The sequence below is a fragment of the Desertivirga arenae genome (assembly GCF_017355785.1).
In the GTDB taxonomy this organism is placed as follows: domain Bacteria; phylum Bacteroidota; class Bacteroidia; order Sphingobacteriales; family Sphingobacteriaceae; genus Desertivirga; species Desertivirga arenae.
Window position 1 is genome coordinate 199,611 of record NZ_JAFEWE010000001.1, and the last position, 22,146, is coordinate 221,756.

The window sequence follows — 22,146 nt, forward strand, 5'->3', positions numbered from 1 at the left end:
GAAACTGAACTGTGGATATTCTTAGAATTTATCAATAAGGAGCCGGATATTAACCAGTATAGAAAATGCTTCCTGAAGAGACATTATTTATAATTATAACCCGGCAAAGACTCTACTGGATGGGAGCTGTACCTGCTAGTTTAATTTTGTAAGGCCATTGCTCATCGTTCTCTTCTTTCCCATCGGCCAGATGTTCCCAGTGCTGTTCAGGAGCGCCGCTAACAATCAACCATAGCCATTTGGCATCTTTCGGAACTTTAAATGAGGCATTGCCATCCTTGTCAGAAAACACTTTACCATACACCCGGGCTCCGTCTGCCTTCACCGCTAAGAACCCGTATCGCCATCCAGCCCTTTCCAAATGAATTTTACGAAAACCTTCAGCTCCGGGCATCCCTTCAAAACTCAGTTTCACCTTCGCACCACCCGTTGGAACCTTTAAGGAGATGGCGTTATACCCATAATTTTGAGGACAATTTACTGGAGACACGGTGTACCAGCCCTTATCTGCAGCCACTAGAGAAGTTGAATGTTGGTTGGCATACTTACTTGCAACCTTCTCAATCCTTTTCATATCCCATGTTACAAATCTTCTGGCAGCATCAAACATCTCATCATTAAACGCTTTCTGGGACTTCGATGTAATTCGTTTATAGGCCATTACAACGTCTTCCCCAGGCCTAGCCTGCTTCCAGAGTTTCCCTACAAAGTCTTTCCCAAATTTATTTGACCAATACTCCAGTACAAAGGGTGAGTGGTATTGATTGGTCTCATGTAAGAAAGCATAATGTGTTTTTTTCAGATAGTCTCTCAGGTGATAATTCTCAAAGGTCAGCCATTCTGGCTCCACCTGCCAGAGCATGTATTGTGAGGTCATCTCAAAAATAGTTTGACCATGCGCCCCAGCAGGAGCGGTAGAAAAGCCCCAGGGACCATCGAAGTGGACCAGAAACTGGAAAGAGTGCCCCAACTCATGAGCCAAAGCCCCAAAGGGAGGCTTAGCCACCCTTGCAGCAGGTGACCATAATACTCCCACCTTATCCTCTTCGCCGCCGCCAAAAGCAGTACCTTCGTTCCCGGGAAATATGAAGAACAATACTTTGTATTTATCGGTGAGTGAATGTCCTTTGTCAACAAACTTCAAAGTATCGACATAATAGGTATAGAACCTTTCACAATCTTTCAACAGTGCATAGACATCAAATCGAAAGCGACCATCTGCATTGCTCAAAGGATTTTCTCCAAATTCCCTCGCCCAGAATATTGCAACATTATCAGATTGCACCATTCTCTGGATACAGTACTCGCTATCTTTATTATTATAATTATTATTCTCGGGCACCCGCCATATCTTTTTTGGCAGGTACAATTCTTTCTCAGCGGCCTTCTTTAGAGAATCGTTCGGATGAATGTAACTGGCTGCTACCAGATCAGGGTTAAATTGAAGCAGAAATAGTAAGGGTAATAAAAGTCTTTGAACCTGGCTTATTGTCATTGATGATTTGCTTTGAAGAGATGTCCTTCTACAAAGCAAGCAGATAAAGCCTAAGGTGTCTTCTTAGATGTTCCCAATTAGTTGCACAATTTTAACTTAAGCTGAGATAGCCAAAACAAATGAAAGATAAAGCAGCTTGAAGATTTTGCGAGGAATTTCAATTGAAAGCACTAATTAAAGACGTTCAAACCCCATTGATCTAACCATCCTAAAACGGGTAAGCCGTTTTCAAACTTGATAGGTAACCATACATATCTTCCATCACTCGGTTTCTTTGGTTTCCATCGATCTGCCATGAAAATAAAAGCATCCTTTTTTCCGGCTACAGGCAGAATATAGGTACTTTGAGAATTGAAAGTAAGATCGGCACCATCTCCATTGCAGGGATTCGAGTGTTGCTTCCACGGACCGAATATACTGTCGGACGTGAAAAGTCTGGCAGCGTTAGGATCCCATCCTGTGCAACCAGAGGTGATCATGAAATACGTACCCTCCTTTTTAAAAACGGACGGGGCTTCATTATGTCCACCCGGTGCCACCCGCACATATCTTCCGGTGTAGTTCAGGTAGTCGTCTGTAAGCTCAGCAATTTGCAAGGTAAGGTTATCTTCTGAAGAATAAATATGATAAGCTTTATTGTCATCATCAACAAACAGTGTCATGTCGCGACTCATTTGCCCTCCCATAAAATCGCGTCGTACAAATAAGCCATCTTCAACAGCTTTGCGCCATTCAGGCGTCCACCAATCTTTAAAGTCAGCAACGGTTGAGGTTGATTCTTTTTGTTCTTTAGTCATGTCCAGAGGATATTTCCCCGCATTTACCCTCGAGTTTTTCAGAAAGGTGAATTTTCCTGTTGGTGAATCTGCGATAGCAATTCCTACATTAGCAGCTGCGTATCCTTTATCCAGTAGTTCCAAATGGAAGTACATCACAAATTTTCTGCTGCGCTCATTAAAGATTACTTTCGGGCGTTCAATAATACAACCCCTTACTATCGGGCTCTCTTTACTATCCGAAACTTCCAGCGCCACACCCTCATTTTTCCAATTATACAAGTCTTGGGAGGAATAGCACATTACACCCACCAATGCATTATTCGAGTTTTCGCTTTTGTTTTCACCATACCAATAGTAAGTCCCGTGATGGTAAAGCACCCCACCGCCATGTGCGTTAATATGAATACCCTTGTTATCTTTCCATATTTCACCAGGATGAAATTCCTTGTACTGTGAATAAAGGCGCAGGTTAACTAGGCATAGGGCAATGAATAAAATTATCTTTTTCAAATTCCTGATCTTATTTGCATTTCATGATCTCACCATAAAAAATATCAGGGACTTCCATGAGCCCCTGATACAATGTCTCGTTTTATTATTGAGTGCGGCTTTCATCTTCAACTGCCTCTTGCCAAATTTCCCATTTAGGAGTATTTGGATCATATCCGGGATATCCAAAATTCTGGCTGAGTTGACCTTTATTATTAGCTGTTATTGCAGAATTTGGAATAGGCCAGTAGAGATTCTGTTTGCCCATCGTGAAAGTATATGTCCGATTTCCAACTTTTATTTGCTTTCCGGAATTGTAAAAGCCATTATTATTTGTGCGGACAATTCGTTGATACCAGTAACTTCCACCATCAGGATCGGTACCGGATTGCTTATCGTAAGTATTCACATTATATACATTTCCCCACTCATCAGGTTTGCCACTAAGGGCAAGACTGTAAGAAACACGGCTCAGCTCTACGTGACGCCATTCTTCTAGATATAGCTCCCGGGCGCGCTCATTCATTATGTCGCCTATTGTAACAGTAGTATACAGTTGCTGACACTTAGCCCTTTTTCTAACTTCATTTACATCTGTAGCCGCCCCTGCCGGATCACCCAAATAGAATTTTGCCTCAGCCCGAAGAAGATAAGTTTCTGCTAAGCGGTAAAGGTACCAGTCGGCATTACCACCTGTAGTTGCACCATTAAACTGATTAGAGCCAGGGGTAGCTTCAGCCTGTACATCATTCAGGAAAATTTTATAATGTGGAAAATCAAACCAGGTACGAAGTGTGTCTGCAGACAACAGGGCATTGGTGGTAGGATGATTTAATCTGAGGTTCTGACCGAAATAAGTTGATGTCTTATCGTTATACTTCAGTGAAGTCATAGAAACCCAGTTACCAACAGCACTGCTATGTCTTAAATCTCCTGCATCCATCACACCATTTACTCCCCACATTGCGTTCTGAGCAAAATAAGTTGGACGAATGGTTCCGATACCCCGCCCAATTGCCCTCACATAATCGTATGCTTTATTGTAATTGCTATTGTTACGAGCGTAGTTATTGACTGCAGTTTTACCATCTGGGCTCTTCACATCACCACTATTCCAGAACGGACCAAATATCCGCATCGTCAAAAAGTTTGTAAAGGACTCAGAAGTACCACGATTGGGCATGCCCATAATAACTTCCTTATTTGCTGCTATCAGTTTATTTTCAGGACGATGCAGATCCCATATAACATTTCTGGTAATTGGCCAGGTTTCAGGTTCGCCACCAGGATTGAAAGTACCGAAGTTATTCTGCATCAATTGATACCCCGATTGGTTAATAAGAATATCGGCCTGATCTTTTGCTTTTTGAAATTGCCCGGTAGCGAGGTAGCATTTTATAAGTAACTGCCTGCAAGCACCTTTGTTAACAGTCCCAATATATGGGGAGGAGCCTTGCTCTGGAACCCATTGCACTGCAAACTCCATATCTTCCGTAATCTTATTCAGGATCGCCTCTTTTTTAGTTGAACGGTAATTTTGTTTTGGCACCTCCAATAACTTAGTGATAAACGGGATATCACCAAACTGAAAAACAAGAGACAAATAGCGGAACGACCTATGAAAATAAGCCCTCCCCAAATACGCATTTTTTGTTGCTTCACTCAATCCTGCAACTTTATCTGCATAACTGATCACTGTATTGGCATACTTGATTCCGGCATATCCTTCGTCCCAGAAATAACTGATACGATTATCATCATTGTTTGCAGCTCCGCTAGTAGGAGTGAGCTCAAGATTTACATTATCTAACAAATCCATATCAGTTTTCGAACTAACTGCGAGTTCGGAAAAAGTATACTCCGTCATAATAGGAGTAGAAATGTTAGCCCCAACTGTCCAGTAGTTACGAAGATGTCTGTCAGATGTTGCCAGTGCTGCTTGCAATCCAGATTCTGAAGTAAATGTTGCAGCCGGTTCATAGAATGATAAAGGGTCGGGTTCCAAGAACTCTCTTTTACAGCCACCCAATAGCAATGAGCTCAGTAAGCCGATAGAAAGGCTTTTCACTAAAAACAGTTTATTTGACCTTGTATATATCGTTTTCATGTTTTGATTTCTATTATAAAGTGAAGTTTAGTCCCATACTGAACATTCTGGTGGCAAGTCCACCTGTTTCAGGATCCCCGTATTCCCAGTCTTTGTTCCAAACTCCTACATTTCGGATGGACCCAAATACTTTTGCTTTATTCATATGTAATTTTGAAATTACTGACTTTGGTAAGGAGTAGCCAAAAGCTATGCTCTCAAGACGAATAAACGAGCGATCAAATAGTTTACCAGCGCCAGTTGCTCCTACCGGACCACGGGCATCCAGACGAGCATAATCATTAGTTAAATTCTCAGGAGTCCAGTATTCTTTCCTGAAAGTATTGAATCCATAAGTAATTAATGAACCACCATTATCTCCATTTAAATATCTCCCATCTATACTCTTATGTCCCATGTAAGAATAGATACTGAATGATAAGTCGAAATTTTTATAGAACGTGAAGTTGTTTCGCAATGACCAGTTTACTGGAGGAGCGGTTTGTCCTAAAAATTCTTTATCATTATTATTATATACTGGTGTTACTGTCCCGTTAGCATTTTTTATATCATCTGCAGTATAGTTATTGGCAACTTTCGGGTCTCCCGGTACTTGCCCGTATTTTTTGGCTTCCTCGATCTCAGACGGCTGCCAGATACCGGTAACGCGATAGTCCCAGATTGCACTAATGGGATGCCCAATAAACCATCCGTTGTCCCTGTCATCCATTTCCTTTGTACCGGTAACATTTCCGTTTGCGTCAACTACATTTTCATACTGGTAGTACAAGTGTTTAATCTCGTTCTTATTGTAAGAAAAATTCAAGGTTGTACTCCAGGTAAAATTATTCCTTTGCATGTTCTGGGTCGTTAATCCAATTTCAAAACCCCGGTTTTGTACCTCCCCAAGATTTGTTGCTATAGACGTAAAACCTGAAAATCCAGGAAGTCGTTGATTCATAATCATATCTACTGTATTGGTCTTGTAAACATCTATGCTTCCAGAGATTTTTCCATTAAGAAAACCAAAATCCAGCCCTCCGTTAATTTGATCACTCTGCTCCCATCTTAAATTCGGATTTGCCAGACGATCGATTCTTAAATAAGGAATGTCAACTAAAGTTCCTGAAGAATTAATATACTGTTGGCTGCCGCCTTTAACCAGATTTGCCAATTGAAGATATGGATCAGCAAGGGCACGATTTCCATTCCGCCCCCAACTAAGTCGTAATTTACCATAGCTCATTGGTTTCCAATTAAAGAATTTCTCATTAGAAAAGGTCCAACCTGCACCTACTGCCGGAAATGTAGCATATGGGTTAGAAGCTCCAAAGGCCGAATAACCATCACGTCGAACAGATACACTTGCATTGTAGCGGTCGCTAAAAGAATAAACTAGGCGTCCCATCAATCCATCTGCAGTTTGCCGAATGTCGTTAGAACTGAAAGAACTTTCTAGTTTTCCGGCACCATTGGTTAAGTGTAAACCCAGGGCATCTGTAGGTTGAAGGTTACGAGCCTCTACCCTATCCTGCCAATACCTGCGCTCTTCAGCTTCATAAACAGCGGTAGCGACCAAGCGATGCTTCTGAGCAAAAGTTTTCTCCCAATTAAAGGTATTATTAATTAACCAATCAAAACGCTTTGCCTGCTCCCTGTTCACTCCCCGATTTGTAGGAAGCGTTTCAGGACGCTGTGCAGATTCGAAGTAGCGATCGTAGAAATATTGGTAACGTGGTTGCGCGTTAAATGAATAGGTAATATTGAATGGAAATTTCACCTGAGCAGTAAAAATACTGTTAAGTACCGTGTATCCCTTTTCAAGATCCAAATACTGTCGTTCGAATTCATAATTATATCCCCTCTTCACAGTATTTCCCATAGGGAACATTGCCAAATTTCCTGCATCATCTCTATAATTTGCATATGGACTATTGCGTAGTTGATTATTCTCCCAATAGTTGGTTGAGAGGCCTGGTTGTAAATCACCATCACTGCGATCCTGGAAATTAACGTTTGCTCCAAATTGAAGCCAGTCAGTTACCCTCCCGTCTACCTTCAAATTAGAACGTATCGCCCTATAAACATTTCCCTGTACAGCTCCTTCATTGCTAAGATATCCAGCAGACATATAATAATTAATTCTGTCACTTGCACCTGATACACTGGCGTTATAATCTTTATTAAAACCCTCCCGGAATGTTTGGTCATACCAGTCAAATGTTTTGCCAGACAAATAATTTTGAAGAACTGCATCCTCTAAACCAAGTCTTTTCGCATAAATGCTCCATTCCGATTCACCTGTAGTATTAGTAGTATAGGCTTTCCATTGATCAAGGGTTATGCCTTGCAATCTATCGGGGCGGTCAAAGTAACCAGGCTTAGTTGCCGTAGTACCAGTTTTATGAGCCTCGTAATTACCCGTGGTTGTGTTAAGCCCATAAGTTGGTGTTTTATACCAGTCCTCACGATACTGCATGTACTGTTCAGGATTAAATGACTCTGGATAGGCGCTTTTCGTATTTAAAGAAAAATTGGAGGTAAAGTTTATTACAGGTTTCCCTTGTCGTCCTTTTTTCGTTGTAATGATAAGGACGCCATTAGCAGCCTTAGATCCATACACTGCGGCAGCGGCAGCATCCTTAAGAATGTCAATTTGACCAATATCATCGGGGTTGATCTCCGACAATTCACCAAAGAACGGCATGTTATCCACCACAATTAAGGGATCGTTATGCCCGCCTGCAGTATAAACTGAACGCTGTCCACGTAATTGAATGCTACCTCCTCCTTTTGCCGAAGGATCCATACCCACACTTACCCCAGGAGTTCCCCGAAGAATATCCTGTACGGTAGGTGGATTTTCGTTTGCGATGTTATCCGGCCGGATTTGAACCACTGCCCCTGTCAGATCCTTCTTACGCATGGTACCATATCCAACTACCACAACTTCGTTAAGGGCCTTTGAATTTGAATTAAGCTTAATCAGTAATTCAGTCTGGTTCCCGACGTTGATATTTTGAGAATCGTACCCCATATAAGAAACGATTAATACAGCCGGATCAGGCACCTGCAACCTGAATGCGCCTTTCACATCAGTGCTTGTTCCGGCAGAGGTATTCTGGATTTTTATGGCTACCCCTATAAGGGGTTCTCCGGTCTTTGCATCCGTTACCGTACCTCGTATCATCCTGCTTTGGGCAAGCCCAACTACTGGCAATAAAAGGTAACAACAGGATATTAAAAACAGGCGTATAATTCTTGTAGCTCTGTTTTCCCTAAAAAATAAATTCTGGCTTATCATGATCTTGTCATTAAATATTAACTTGGTTAGTGACTAAAGGATACTTCATTGGACGCTTTTCGCAATATGAATAGCATGGACTTGCCCTTGCTAACCTCAATGAGTAAAACACCGGTAATTTGAATACCGGAAAATCCAGTATAAAATGAGATCGAAACATTATCATATCAGATCCTTTTCTTAAAATTTGTACTTGGTCAAATCACAATTCCATCAGTCAAAATTGACTGAGCTCGCGCTTTAATTATAGGTTAGTAATAATTGGTTAAATGCAATATAGAATGAAGATCATCCTCCTTCTGTTGCTTATTGAAGCAATATTAGCGTCGAAATGCATTAGGAATAGGGAGAAAATCGTCAAAGAAAGGGGATAGAATCATACGAAATACCTAATCTCTTAGTTCTTTTTCCTGACAATCTCGTTCCCAAGAAAAATCTTGTATTCCTTTACTCTCCCGGCCGAAGAGCTTCCTGCTTTTGGAATATACTTCAACCCTGTTACTACCTCCTCTCTTCCAAGGTCTATCACCAAATAGTGAGGATAAAGCGCCTTTTTATAACTCCACTCTGAACTCCAGAAATTAAAAGTCTGTCCATCTATCGCATTTTCAGCACCACCATTCTCTTTTATCAATTCTTCACTGCTTACATATCCGATAGTCCAATTTTGATGGCTTATCGGTTTACCTGTTGCATCAAGCAAATCAAGCTCGGCAATAGTAGCTACGTCATTGCTAAAAGAACTTAAAGCAGCAAAACAGAAATAACGACCTTTTCCAGATTGAGGAAAGCTAATACTCTGCATCTTGTCTGAATCCGGGAACTTTCCCTGGTATATAGGAAGAATATTTTCCTGGTTAAATACAACCTCAGGTCGCTTAGACCTGGTAAAATCCTTTTCAGGATGCAAGTCATTTAAAATTGGCTGCTCGAGCCCCCTTAATTCAGCAACTTCTGGTCCCAAAAGATCAAGTATTCTCACCTCATTGACTCCTTTTTTCAACCACGGTCCCGGTAAATACATCGTCTGTGTGGGCCCAATATTCCAGAAACGACCCAAGCAATGACCATTAACCCAAACAACACCTTTCCCCCATTTGCTTAGGTCCAGGTAAGTGTCACCAGTCTTACTTAAGCTGAATTCTCCCTTCCATATTCCCGGGGTAACACCCTGATCAATTTTCTTTCCGTATTTAAGGCCCTTCAGCATTTCCTCTGAATAAGAGAGATTATACACATTCCAATCACCTACCATCAAAACCTTTTGTTGACTATCCACAAATTGAATAGGAGATACTAACCCCTTCCGATCATGCACTTCTGGTCCAAAGTTTATCCGGCCCATAGCATGTACCAAAATATCCACCCTTGTCTCCTTAGCTCTGGCAGGAATAGTTAGCTGAAAATTTCTTTTTCTTCTGTCCATTACACCAAGGTTCTCGCCATTGATATAAATCCAGGCAAAGTCGTGAACAGCTCCGATCTTAAGGGTACAAGCAGGTCCAGAAGGTAAAGTTGTCCGATAAAGAATACTTCCTTGTGCCTGGTCATAATATTCCATGGTTTTAGGACTAGTTGTAGTTGTAGGCGCAGGAAGGTTTTCAAACAATGGTGCAAAATTCGTAAGGCTTACAGATTTGAAAGTAATTGCAGGATCTGTAGAAGGTGGTGGTGGGAGAGCTGGTTCTCCAGGCATGAGATACCTCGAAATAAGGGCCCTCGTCTTGAAGAATTTCTCTGTCGGTAGCCCTGCTTCACTTACAGGTGCTCCATAATCATAGCTGGAGACGTCGGGTTTGAAGGGCCTGTCAGCCCCTGCCCAAAATCCAAAGGAACTGCCTCCATGGGCCATATAAATACTGAAAGAGTTACCGTTCTTTAGCATGTACTCCATATCTTTCAGATACTGGTCGATCTTTCCGTAATTATGAGGAGTACCCCATGTGTCGAACCATCCCGAGTAAAACTCTCCGCACATTAAAGGGCCTTCAGACTGAACTTCACGCAGAGATTTAAATGCTTCCTGAGGATTTGTTCCAAAATTCACCACCTGAAACAGATCTTTTCGAAACCCTTTCTTTAGGTGATAGGGCGGATTGCATGCAAATAGTGGTACGTTGAACCCAGCATCTGAAATGGCTTTACGCATTATACCCATATAATCGGCGTCGTCCGCATAAAATCCGTACTCATTTTCTACCTGTACCATCAATATCGGACCACCCTGAGTTATCTGCAGTGGAGCTAGTACCTTTCCAACTTGTTTAAGGTAATTTTGACAAGCGGCTATGTATCTTAGATCCTTAGACCTCAATGCGATGTCATCATATTTTAATAACCACCAAGGCAGTCCGCCCATTTCCCACTCAGCGCAGGTGTAGGGTCCGGGACGAAGAATAACCCATAAGCCTTCTTCCTGCGCCATCTTACAAAATGCGGCAATGTCTGCTTCCTCATTCCATTTAAATGTGCCAGGGCTGCGTTCGTGAAAATTCCAAAAAAGGTAGGCACACACGGTATTCATCCCAAGAGACCTCATCATTTTTAGCCGGTGTCGCCAGTAAGGCTTGGGGACACGAGCGAAATGAAGTTCACCACATCTTATTTGAAATGGTTTTCCATTCAACAAAAAATGTTCCTTCCCAATTTCAAAAGTTTGTCGGGCCTTATCCCCTTTAAAGGAACTGAATATAACAATCAACAAAAAACACAAGCCCAGCCTTATGGGGGCTAACTTTAGATTTAACATTTAAAATTCAACTTTGGTAAAGGGTTATCTTAGGAAGGCATAGCTTGTAATGCCCAGGGCAATATTAACCCAATCCGATACAATAAATCAGGTATCGAATCATTTCAAAGAGGGGTGATATTCGTATTTTATATAGATTGTTAGTTAATTCCCGCCTATCAGGAGATTAATTATTGCGGCTTTTGCACAAAAAAATAAGACAAGTGTTGCCTTAATAATTCAATACCTGAGTCCTTCTATCACGAAATGTAATTTGAATTTTTTGATTTCCAATTTCCTGCGAACGCTCAACTTTACGAACAGGTAAAAGTTCATCTTTCTTCCACTTCTCTCCTGATCGCTTCCATAACAATAAACTTGCGTAAATAATTCCCTCATTCCTGTTTCCAGTAAACGTATCAGAAGTATTAATTACCGAACTACTATCCTTTACCGGATTCAAACCAGTTGTTTCTACAACAGCCAATTTGTTCCAACCACTTAAAGGAATCATAGCAAGCTGGTATATCCCATTATCAACTACTTTTACTTGCCTTCGCTTAACTCGAAGTGTCTTAATGTTAATTTTACCGTTAATTGCAGGTAATGAATAATGTCCCAGCCGAAGGTCGATCGAGTCTGAGCCAATAAGCCGATCAACCCTAAGAATTCCCCCTGGTAATGGCATCTCTGCGAGATCAATTTTTACGGTAGAATCAGAAGCCAGAACCGACTTACGAAAATAAAATCCATCCTCATACTTGGAAAAATTAAAAACGCGTAAGGCTTCCCACTCGCCTTTTCTATTTTTGAAAGTATAGTTCATTGAGACCTCCCCATTCTTTCCATCCGCTTGCCAGGGAAAAGCGCTATTATATGAAAGTCTGTTGTAGTTTTCCGTTCCCTGATAAACTCCAACGCTTTTACTATTACACCACGCTCTTATTTCAGAAGCCCCTATTGAGGCGTAATTTGTAATGAGGATATTTGATGAAGAGGCAAACTTGTTATAAACTTTATTTTCTTCGAATTTGCTCTCCCAAGGTCCTTCATTTTCCGTTTGGTTCCAGAAAGAACTGTTTTCCGGCACCAGAAGTCCAAGAAAAAGTTTACCAAGCCAGAAAGCACTTCCACGACAACTATAGGTTTGAACGGCAGGTTCAAAAGCACCATAAAAGCCAAGGGTAGGAATATTATTTTCTAAGAAGTCGGGATTTTGCAAAAACTGGAGGATAGAGCCAGAAGCGATACGACGCATCCATCCATAGTTAATCTCAGCTCTATTGGTAAAACCCATTAATGGAAATGGAACAGGGGCCCCCATCCGGTAAGAAATACTTCTTCCCCACATGATCATCTCTCCCTTTCTGGAGAACGTATAAGGATAGTTGTCCTGAAGATCATCAAAATTTACAGCAAGCTGTTTCGCGTAGTCGGGATAATACTTTTGACCAAAATACTCAGACCATATCTTTCCATACATCTGAAAAGCCCACATACTATAGTAGTCGTAATAAGGGCTGTCATGATACCATCCTTGTCCCTTATACTGATCGAGCGTTTTTTGCAAAAGATCCTTCAAATAGTTTTCATTCACCTTATAGCCCTGTTTCTTAAAGAAACTGAGAATCATAATATTGAAATAACGCCAGTTCATTCCAATTGTAGGTCCTTCGCCATAGCTTAACATTGTTTTCGCAAGAGCATCTTTGGTCTTAGGTTGCAAAGGATCCCAGAAAATCTCAGGAGCAGTAAGCAATGATACAGCAAGGCCCCCAAACTCAACCAGTTTCTGGCTTGGGCCTCCTTTTGCCCCCAAAGGCTCTATGTAAATATCACTTCCCGGAACGAGCATTTTTTCTATCTGGTACCGATAGTAATCTCCAACTTTCACCCTATTTATTTCAAGATCAGGATGTTCTTTGAGCAAGGGTCCGGCAATGAACATTGTTCGACATAAACCTTCCATATTCTCCGTAGCATTAGGTTTACCATCTCTCGGATAACTCTTGCCACTCTGCTTTGGAAATTTCATTGGATCTTCAATGCTCTCTATATAACTAAAAGCTCCATTCAGCAAATATAATCCGGCCTCTTTCCAATGCTTCCTGGTCATACCCGTAAACGGACTTAACTTGAAATCCGGATTAGATACGTTGAATATCCTGTTACCGGGTTGTTTCAAAGTGAAAATACTATCAGATGTAAGAATCTGAGAGCGTGAAATATTACAAAGTACACAAAATATCGCTGTGCACCATAGCTTGTATCCTAAATTCATCTACTAGATCTACTAAAATTAAGGTATCTATAAATCGCTGTAATCAGAGGTTCCGATTTACTTTATAAGGCTTTTTTACAGACTTCCTATAAATCTTTATATACTCAGATGGCTTCATGCCAAAAACTTTGGAGAACTGCTCCCTGAAATACTTTACATCATTAAAACCACATTGATAAGCTCCCTCACTTATATTACAGTCTGTATTTATAAAAAGCTGCGCAGCCTTTCTAAGTCGGATAAACCTGATAAACTCGTTGGCAGAGCGACCGGAGATTAGCTTTATGCGTTTATATAAAGCCGAGTGGCTCAAATGCAGCTCTTCTGCCAAGATCTTAACATTAAAGCCAGGGTCATCCAAATGATTCTCGGTTACTTCAATACATTTCTCAAGAAATTCCTTAAAATCAGGAGACACCTTAAAATCATCAGACTTTAAGGTTATTTGATTAAAAAAGTGCTTTTGCAGGTTGTTCCTACTCTTCAATAAATTAACTACCCTTGCTATTAATATTTCCTTGTCAAAAGGTTTAGTTATAAAATCATCTGCTCCACTTTCAATTCCTTTAAGTTTGATCTCAGCAGAAGAACCAGAGGTGAGTAAAATAACAGGAATATGGGTTAAGGCAGGATCTTCCTTTATTTTCGCACACAAATCAACACCGCTCATCTCTCCCATAACCACATCAGTAATAACGATATCAGGTATTTCTATGTTGATTATTCTAAGTGCGTCTTCCCCTGAAGCGGCTTCAAAAACAACATAGCTTCCCTGAAATATTCCTTTTACATAATTCCTAATTTCAATATTGTCATCAACAACCAACACTGAGTTTTTTTCTGTGATCACCTCCAGGGAGGGTTCAAATACGGGAACGCTTTCCTGAATTAATTTGTGTTCAGACTCCTTAATTAAGTTTCCAATAAAAACAGGAGTCTCATTTTGTTCCTGAGACAGGTGTACGGAATCGAAATGCTTGTAGCCTTGAGGCAGTTCCAATATAAATTCACTTCCCTCTCCCTTCCTACTATTATAAAAAAGCTTCCCCTTATGAACTTGCGCAATCTCCTTGACCATGTGGAGGCCAATTCCGAAGCCAGTGTTATTGCTCTTCCCTTTTTCTGAAATCTGGAAAAAGTTCTCAAAAATTCGATCTCCTACTCCCGCATCTATCCCTGAGCCCGTATCTTTAACCTTAATTATGATCTGCATTTCAAGATCCTCTAATATAATTTGAACAGTACCTCCGGCAGGAGTAAACTTGAAAGCGTTTGAGATAAGATTGAAAAGAGCTATTTCTATTTTTTCCTTATCAGCCCAAAGGTCCACCTCCTCCTTCTCGCAAATGAAGTCAAATTTGATCTCCTTTAACCTTGCCTGTTGAACGAAACAGAGGTAAACCTCTTTACAGAAGAGGGCAGCGTTAAATTTCGATATCTTTAATTGATTAGCATCTGTCTTTCTAAAATGAAGCAGTTGGTCAACCAGACTTAGCAAACGTGTAGCATTACGGTAAACCACAATAAGTTCTTTTGTTTCAACCTGGCTGTCTGTACTATTCAGAAACTCCTTAATAGGATTGATAATTAAGGTTAAAGGAGTCCTGAACTCGTGCGATATCTGGGTAAAGAAACTAAGTTTCTTCTCATTCAGTTCTTTTTCCTGAATAACTTTTGCATCGGCAAGCTGAATCTGGTATTTCAAACGCTCCTGTTCTCGCTGATAAACATTATAACGATGGATAATTACCAGAAAAGCTGAAAGATAGAACCCATAGGCCCACCAGGATCTCCACCAGGGAGGAAGTACAATAATCTCCAAAGATTGTGCATTGTTCACCCAGACCCCTTCAGCATTAGTAGATTTAATTCGAAGTACATAACGGCCCTCTCTTAGTTTTGTGTAATTAGCTGAGCGAAGCTTACCACAATAATTCCATGCCTTATCCCAACCTTCAAGGAAATAGGCATAATTTATAGCTTTTGGAGATGAATATTCAAGAGCCGCAAAGTCAAAAGAAAGCATAGTTTCATCATAGGAGAGTCTCAACTTTTTAATAGAATTATCCTTTACTCCGGCCACCTCAGGTCCTTCCGTTGTCACCGGGCTTCCCATTATGCGTATGCCCGTAATAAAAAGGGGAGGAGCATTTAACCCCAGGGTAATGCTGTCGGGATGGAAAATACTAAAGCCCTTAATCCCCCCAAAAGCCATTTCTCCTGAGGGCAGACGAACCCCAGAGCGATAAAGGAATTGATTGCTCTGCAGGCCATCCTCCTGGTAAAAGTTTTTAAATTTCCTGCTCCTGGGGTTGAAAGATGAAATACCATTGAATGTACTCATCCAAAGTATACCTTTTTTATCTTCTAAAATTGTCAGGACAGAATTGTTTGCAAGTCCATCAGAAGTAGAAAAACGTCTGATTTCCTTGCCTCTTCGCCTGTCAAATAACAAAAGCCCTCCCCCCTCAGTTCCTATCCAAAAATTCCCTTTAGTATCCTCAAGAATGGCTCGCACCGGTTTCCCAATCTCGAAGTAAGTATGCTTTTTAGCGAACTTGTCGAGTTTAATAAGTTCGTGATAATCTCCGCCCCAAAGACTGCCCTTTCTATCCTCTGTCAACGTATTAAGGTCATATATCTCCTGATCAAATACTTCAAACCGATCGGTCACCCGATTAAATCGATACAATTTTCCAGCAGAGAAAGTAGAGGCCCACAAAACGTTGCTCCTATCTTCATAAAGGAGCCACACATTCTTGTTTTCAAAGTGCCCTATGTCATTGTAGCAAGAGTAAAATTTAAACTTCCCTGTTGCCTCATCTAATCTATTAATTCCACCCTCGAAAGTTGCCACCCAGATCTTTCCCTCGTGATCTTTAAGTATTGAGCTGACCCAATTACTTCTTAGCGAACCACTTTTTCCTGCTTCATGAGAGAAGGTTGAAAACCTGTTATTTCGACGATTCCAAACGCTAATTCCTCCACCGTCAGTACCAATCCAAAGATTCGCATTTTGGTCAAGGCAAAAAGAAGAAGCAAAATTATGAACAAGACTATTTTTGTTAAGGGGATCATGAGATATCGTACGAAACCTTGCTTTTCCGGGATTTACAATATTGAGCCCCCCATTCACTGTTCCAATCCAATTACGACCTTCACGATCTTGAAAAATTGCCGCTATATATTCACTGGACAAGGAATTTTTTATTTTCCCTGGGCGGATATAGATAAGTTTGCCTGAAGTGAGGTTCAAAACATTTACACCTCCCCCCTTAGTACCAATCCATAAACTTCCCTGCTTGTCAAGAGAAAGACTGGAAACGATATTTGCAGTTAGCTTTTTGTTTTCCTCATTATAGGGACTAGACCAGGTTCCTGAAGAAATTTGATATTTATAAAGCCCGCTTATTGACCCAATCCAAAGACCTTCATTTGAATCGGCAACAATTTCGTAAACAATTTCAGGGGAACCCGGGATTTGTCGAAAAACCTTCTTGCTTTTATCGAAAAGATATAGACCCATGCCGCTCACGAATACCCATACCCGCCCCTTTTTGTCCACACAGATCGCCCGGACATTGTAGCTTAGTAACTCTTTTCCATGTCTATCGAAAAGAGGAATATGAGAGCCGTCCTTGCTCCCTTTATATCTAACAATTAATCCCCTTCCATTGGTTCCAATAAATACATTTCCCTGTCTATCACTTGTAATTTCGCTAATGCTTACTGATAATTTCCGACGCCCGTCCACACTTAGGTCGTAGTAATAAAAAGGAGAAAAACTATCCGAACGTTCGTTATATAAACAGGCGCCCTGCCCAGTGCCGACCCAAAGGTTTCTTTGATAGTCGGTATGTAAACAGTATATATAATTATGGGGTAATGAGCTCGAATCCTTCAGCTTATTCCGGTAAACTTTGAAATCATACCCATCAAATCGATTTAATCCGTCATAGGTACCGAACCATAAAAAGCCTTTACTGTCCTGGGCTATGCTCTGCACAGAGTTATGGGAAAGTCCATCCTCTATTCCCAAATATGTAAGTTGAGGAGTCTCTGCTGTAAAGGCTTTAAGACCAATAACAGTTATTAACAATGTAAAAATTAACGTAAGTACTCCCCTTGAACTATTCACCTTAATGGTTTGAATTATCATTATCGTATAAAACCATTTGCTGCCAAAAACTGCACCTCTTATTATACTTTAATTTCCCGTCTTTTATGACATCCTGAACTTTCCTTCCAATTAAATATCAAGGGCGAAACAAGCACTATCAGACATATGAATATGTACCGAAACAGCAATAGGAAAATCTGGAAAGTTAAAGCATTTCTTGGAGACTACTAACGCAAATTGGTTAAAGCCCGCAATTTCGAATAAAATTTTCAGATCCCCAAGGGGGGTATTAACTGTTATAGGGTGGTAAATTCATTAATATTTTATATGGGCTTGATTTTAAAGCGGAAAGAATATTCCTTAAGTGGCAATTGATACTGTTCTAAGGGCCTTGATCTCCAACTATCTATCCCCCCTACTCCCATTTGTTTGTAGTCAATATTAACCTGTGTCTGTTTGCGGGGACAAAGTTCAGCTGCATGCCTTTGCTGACGTTTTATCCCGTCATCAAGATCACTATCGAAATAATGCAGGGCACTCACACTCAAGGGAACATCAGAGCTTATTTCCAAACCACTATTTAACGTTTTAACTCTAAACCATCTGATGTCAGTATGATTTCCAGTTTCCTGGGGCATTACATAAGGAAAGTACTGTTGATTTACGGTCTGGCTATACTTCCCAAAATGCGCACTAAAATTTCTGTCCTGGTAGTTTTCATGAGGACCACGCCCATAGTATTCAACATCCTCGAAACCAGGCGCAAGGATTACTTGCATCCCAAACCTGGGAAGAATTTCAGCTTTCTTTGTAGTATCCCTTATTTGCAATTGCTCTTCAATAAGAATTTCGCCATTAGCATTGGCCTGATACTTCAAATTAAGGAAAGCCCCTATCCCTAACAATTTATATGTAGCCGATATGTAAGCAATCCCGTCCTTAAGAATTGTTTCAAATTTTTTCAATTCAGGTTTAAGTCCAGCATTTTTCCAAACCTCCAGCTTCTGCGGTAGCTGGGCACCATAATCATTATCATTTGGAGGCCGCCAGAAATTTGGACGAACTCTAAAACCTTCATCCGCAATAGGTTTTCCACCAACACGGTAAGCACGAATCCAACCGCTGCTTTTCTCGAATTGAAGAAGAAGCGATGAAGAAGTGAAGTCTACATTCTCTGAAGTCTCCACCTTTCTCAAATCTCCGCTTTTCTGAATAGCCAGTTCAAACTTATAATCGCCTCCCACCTTAAGTTGTTCAGTAGCCACAATGTGATCTTTAGGTAAAAGTGGCTCATCTGATTTTAAAGAATAAGTGAGGTTCAAATAGTTTTCACCGTTATCGATAATTTTATAGGGAATCAGAATAGTTGCAGAGTCCAGAGACGGTACAGACAAAGAGCTTAGCTCTCCTGATTGCATCCTCTGCCCGTTAAAAACAAGTTCCCATGAAAGCTTGATATTCGACAGATCCGTAAAGGACTTTTCATTGAAAATTCTTATTTTCTGGCTGCCAACAAGGCTCGTATGAATATCCTGATAAACCTTTTTCATCTCCCATGCATGGGGATAGGGGCTGCGGTTAGCATAAAATATCCCCTTCGATGCATAGTTCCAGTCGGTAATAGCTTCCTTCGGTTCATAATCTCCTCCGTAAGTATAAACAGTATCTCCTTTGGAATTCACCTCCTGAAAACACTGATCGACGAAATCCCATATGAATCCCCCCTGAAAAGCATGCTTGTTATTTCGGATAGCATCCCAGTAGTCCTTAAAATTGCCTAGAGAATTACCCATTGCATGGGCATATTCGCACATAATAAAGGGGCGCGAGGGATGAGGATTATTTTTTGCATAATTGTTCATGGCGGCCGGCGAAGGGTACATCGGGCAAACGATATCAGAATTCCAGTCCCAGCTCAAAGACTTATAGTCAGCCACTGCCCTTTCGTATTGTATAGGCCGGCTAGGATCCCGCTTTTTCATCCAGAGGTAACAGGAATAGAAATTATAACCGTTACCAGCCTCATTTCCCATACTCCAGATCACAATACTCGGATGATTTTTATCCCGCTCCACCATTCGTTGTACCCGCATCAAATGCGCATCTACCCAGGTAGGCCTATTCGCCAGCGTTTTTGTAATGTCGTAGCCCAACCCATGAGATTCAATATTAGCCTCACCTACCACGTATAAGCCATAGCGGTCACACAGCTCATACCAAAGCTCAGAGTTAGGATAATGACTGGTCCGGACAGCATTAATATTAAAAAGCTTCATAAGTTTAATATCCCTTATCATAGCTTCCTTAGAGATAACATGACCGGTTTTAGGATCAGTTTCATGCCTGTTAACCCCTTTAATAAGTATCGGCTTTCCGTTCACGAGAAATTTACCATCCTTAATTTCAACTTTTCTGAATCCAATCTGCTGGGGAATCACCTCTATCAGCTTCCCCTTGTGGTCGATAAGCTGGATCACCGCGTCATACAGATTAGGAGTTTCTGCAGTCCATAATCTCGGAGCAGGAACATCTAATGAAAGCGACTGTTGAGACACGTTATTGAAAAAAATGCTTTTAGTTGCAATGAGGTGGCCATTCTCCTTTAATTGAAATAATGCTTTATATACCTTTTCAGGATTTCTGTTAAGTTTCAACTTAAGGTTCAACGAGCCGTTCATGTAAGCATTGTCAAGACCAGGGATAATCTCAAGATCGTAGATATGAGTTGGATTCCGGGCAACGATATAACAATCGCGTGTAATTCCACTTAACCTCCACATATCCTGGTCTTCCAGATAATTTCCATCACACCAGCGCATTATCTTAAGAACCAAAGTGTTCTTTCCCTCCCGCAGGAAAGGTTTGATATTAAATTCTGAAGGAAGTTTGCTATCCTCGCCATACCCTACATATCGTCCGTTAACATAAACGGTAAGATTTGATTTGGCCGCACCGATGTGCAAGATCAATTCTTTACTCTTCCAATCTTTCCATTTAGTATCGATCTGTATTTCTCGTCTGTAAATTCCGGTTGGATCATAATGGGTTGGAACCATAGGAGGTTGAGGTTCGCCTTTCAGCAGATAGGTAAATTCAAAACCTGAGGTGTTGTAGGATCGAAAACCGTAGCCCTTTAATTCCCAGTTTCCCGGCACCTGCAGGTTTTCCCAAGTTCTGTCATTAAACTCTGCTGATTGAAAATTAGCAGGAAGGGAATCAGGGGATCCGAACCATTTAAACTTCCAGTCGCCATTCAAACTATAGTAGTTCTCACTTTGCTTCCAGTCATTTAGCTGAGCTTCATTCTCGGACTTAAAGGCAAAAAATGAAGAATGCATTGGCAAGCGATTTTCCTCGTTCCTGGTTTCATCCAGCCACATAGGAACCTGAGAAAATGTTTTATAAGAAAGGATCAATACAAGAAAAAAGATCGGAAGGAGCCTCATATACAAATATTATTACTAGTACGCCAGATGAGCAAAGGGCAAATGACTTGCGATTAAAGGTAGCAGACGTAATTTTTGAGTTTTAGCCGGATCTTAACGAAAAGTGCCCATAAATTAACCGACCACATGGGAGTAAGGCTGCTCAACTCCCTCCATCACCATTTTTCTTAAATAGATCTCAACATTCATGATAAACGCACAAATTCTGAGTATTAGAGATAGTTGTGTTTTAATAACCAATTTCCCTGTCCACCTCTAATATCTCATTTCTTCCTTCCATCATCAGCTAAACGTTCACATTATTGGATAATGATTTTCTATATAGAAATTGCTAGCAAACAGATGTAGCGATGCCGGTCATTCAATCTCCTGAAGTTTTTTTCTTGAAACAACCTGTTCTGTTACATCATGGGCAAATACCATTATGCCATCAACGTTACCCTTATAATCGAACCTGGGCTTGTAAATAAAATTCCAGTAAATATTTCCTACAGGTTCATCAGCATGGCGGGATATGCGGGTTAAGACTTCTTTTCCTTCAAAGGTTTCTTGTTTCTCATAGACTGTTTTTAATACTTCTATGAGAGGATGTTGCCCCATTTCAGGCAAAGCTTCTAACACAGGCTTTCCCAAAAGGTCACGTCCAGGAAGAATTCCCTGGAAAGTGGGATTTACCAACTCGAATACAAATGTAGGACCGCTTAAAATACAGATAGCGCCAGGAGCTTCCATAAACAGCGTATGCAGTTCACGTCTTTTTCCCTCTGCCACCTCAAAAGAGATCCGTTCTTTTTTTGCCAGTACAATGGCTTTGGTAATATCTGTAGTTACGTGAACGATGAACTCTACTTCTCCGTCCTCACCTAGAATTGGGGAATTACTAGCTTGCCAGTATCTAATATCAAATTCTTTAGTCCCGCGAATAGGAATATCATACTTCTGCAAAGGCAGTTCTGTTTTGTTTTTATTTAATACAGTCTCGATTAACCTATTCCTAAGCGCTTCCAGATTTTTTTTAGAATTAGAATCCTTTGGATTCTCAGGAAAGACTTCGAAAATCCCCTTTCCCAGGATATCCGAAGGTTTGGCACCGGATACCTCCAAGAACGCCCTATTGATATCGATTACAGTAAAGTCAGGTACATTTGCCCTTAGTATAACCGTTGGAGGAGCAGCATTAAAAAAGTCCTCAAAATCAAATCTATTCAAAGCAAGTATATTTACGTAGGTAACAATTCTTTAGGAATCTAGTTCTTCAAAAAAAGAACTCACTCTCTTCTTAATCAATTGACCTGAACAACGAGTGAATGTGCTATGAAAACCGACGAATGGAAATAACCTTCTTTAGAACCATGTTTTTTTAGTCGTTCATGGTTTTATTCTTAAACCGGAAAGTCCTTTTAACGATATGAATCTAC

Annotated in this window: 9 protein-coding genes; all 9 read right to left on the reverse strand. The window is 40.7% G+C overall.

The genetic code is table 11. The features are described from left to right. Positions 1 to 112: 112 nt before the first annotated feature. Entirely contained in the window at positions 113 to 1,495 is a 1,383-nt protein-coding gene (locus J4N24_RS00835) for a DUF6055 domain-containing protein (RefSeq protein WP_207531745.1), read from the reverse strand. A gap of 170 nt (positions 1,496 to 1,665) precedes the next feature. Beyond that, entirely contained in the window at positions 1,666 to 2,784 is a 1,119-nt protein-coding gene (locus tag J4N24_RS00840) for a glycoside hydrolase family 43 protein (RefSeq protein ID WP_207531746.1), read from the reverse strand. An 85-nt stretch (positions 2,785 to 2,869) separates the two neighbouring features. After that, a complete protein-coding gene (locus J4N24_RS00845; protein WP_207531747.1) occupies positions 2,870 to 4,870 on the reverse strand; it encodes a RagB/SusD family nutrient uptake outer membrane protein in 2,001 nt (666 codons plus the stop codon). 13 nt (positions 4,871 to 4,883) lie between these two features. Then, positions 4,884 to 8,039, reverse strand: a complete 3,156-nt coding sequence (locus J4N24_RS00850; RefSeq protein WP_242691451.1) for a SusC/RagA family TonB-linked outer membrane protein — start codon at positions 8,037 to 8,039, stop codon at positions 4,884 to 4,886. A 511-nt stretch (positions 8,040 to 8,550) separates the two neighbouring features. After that, the gene (locus J4N24_RS00855) at positions 8,551 to 10,902 is read right to left on the reverse strand and encodes a beta-galactosidase (RefSeq protein WP_242691452.1); all 2,352 of its coding nucleotides are present in this window, start codon (positions 10,900 to 10,902) and stop codon (positions 8,551 to 8,553) included. 211 nt (positions 10,903 to 11,113) lie between these two features. Continuing rightward, complete coding sequence (locus J4N24_RS00860) at positions 11,114 to 13,162, reverse strand: DUF2264 domain-containing protein (RefSeq protein WP_207531750.1); 2,049 nt, start codon at positions 13,160 to 13,162, stop codon at positions 11,114 to 11,116. Positions 13,163 to 13,205: 43 nt separating this feature from the next. After that, positions 13,206 to 17,321, reverse strand: a complete 4,116-nt coding sequence (locus J4N24_RS00865; RefSeq protein ID WP_207531751.1) for a hybrid sensor histidine kinase/response regulator transcription factor — start codon at positions 17,319 to 17,321, stop codon at positions 13,206 to 13,208. Between the two features lie 284 nt (positions 17,322 to 17,605). Beyond that, complete coding sequence (locus tag J4N24_RS00870) at positions 17,606 to 20,728, reverse strand: glycoside hydrolase family 2 TIM barrel-domain containing protein (protein WP_207531752.1); 3,123 nt, start codon at positions 20,726 to 20,728, stop codon at positions 17,606 to 17,608. Positions 20,729 to 21,085: 357 nt separating this feature from the next. Continuing rightward, positions 21,086 to 21,937 (reverse strand): PAS domain-containing protein, encoded by an 852-nt coding sequence (locus tag J4N24_RS00875; protein ID WP_207531753.1) that lies wholly within the window; start codon positions 21,935 to 21,937, stop codon positions 21,086 to 21,088. Positions 21,938 to 22,146 lie beyond the last annotated feature (209 nt).

Bases quoted from the DNA above. Each gene is read 5' to 3' on its own strand.
- J4N24_RS00835 (WP_207531745.1), bottom strand. From the start codon at position 1,495: ATGACAATAAGCCAGGTTCAAAGACTTTTATTACCCTTACTATTTCTG.
- J4N24_RS00845 (WP_207531747.1), bottom strand. From the start codon at position 4,870: ATGAAAACGATATATACAAGGTCAAATAAACTGTTTTTAGTGAAAAGC.
- J4N24_RS00850 (WP_242691451.1), bottom strand. From the start codon at position 8,039: ATGATACGAGGTACGGTAACGGATGCAAAGACCGGAGAACCCCTTATA.
- J4N24_RS00855 (WP_242691452.1), bottom strand. From the start codon at position 10,902: ATGTTAAATCTAAAGTTAGCCCCCATAAGGCTGGGCTTGTGTTTTTTG.
- J4N24_RS00860 (WP_207531750.1), bottom strand. From the start codon at position 13,162: ATGAATTTAGGATACAAGCTATGGTGCACAGCGATATTTTGTGTACTT.
- J4N24_RS00865 (WP_207531751.1), bottom strand. From the start codon at position 17,321: ATGATAATTCAAACCATTAAGGTGAATAGTTCAAGGGGAGTACTTACG.
- J4N24_RS00870 (WP_207531752.1), bottom strand. From the start codon at position 20,728: ATGAGGCTCCTTCCGATCTTTTTTCTTGTATTGATCCTTTCTTATAAA.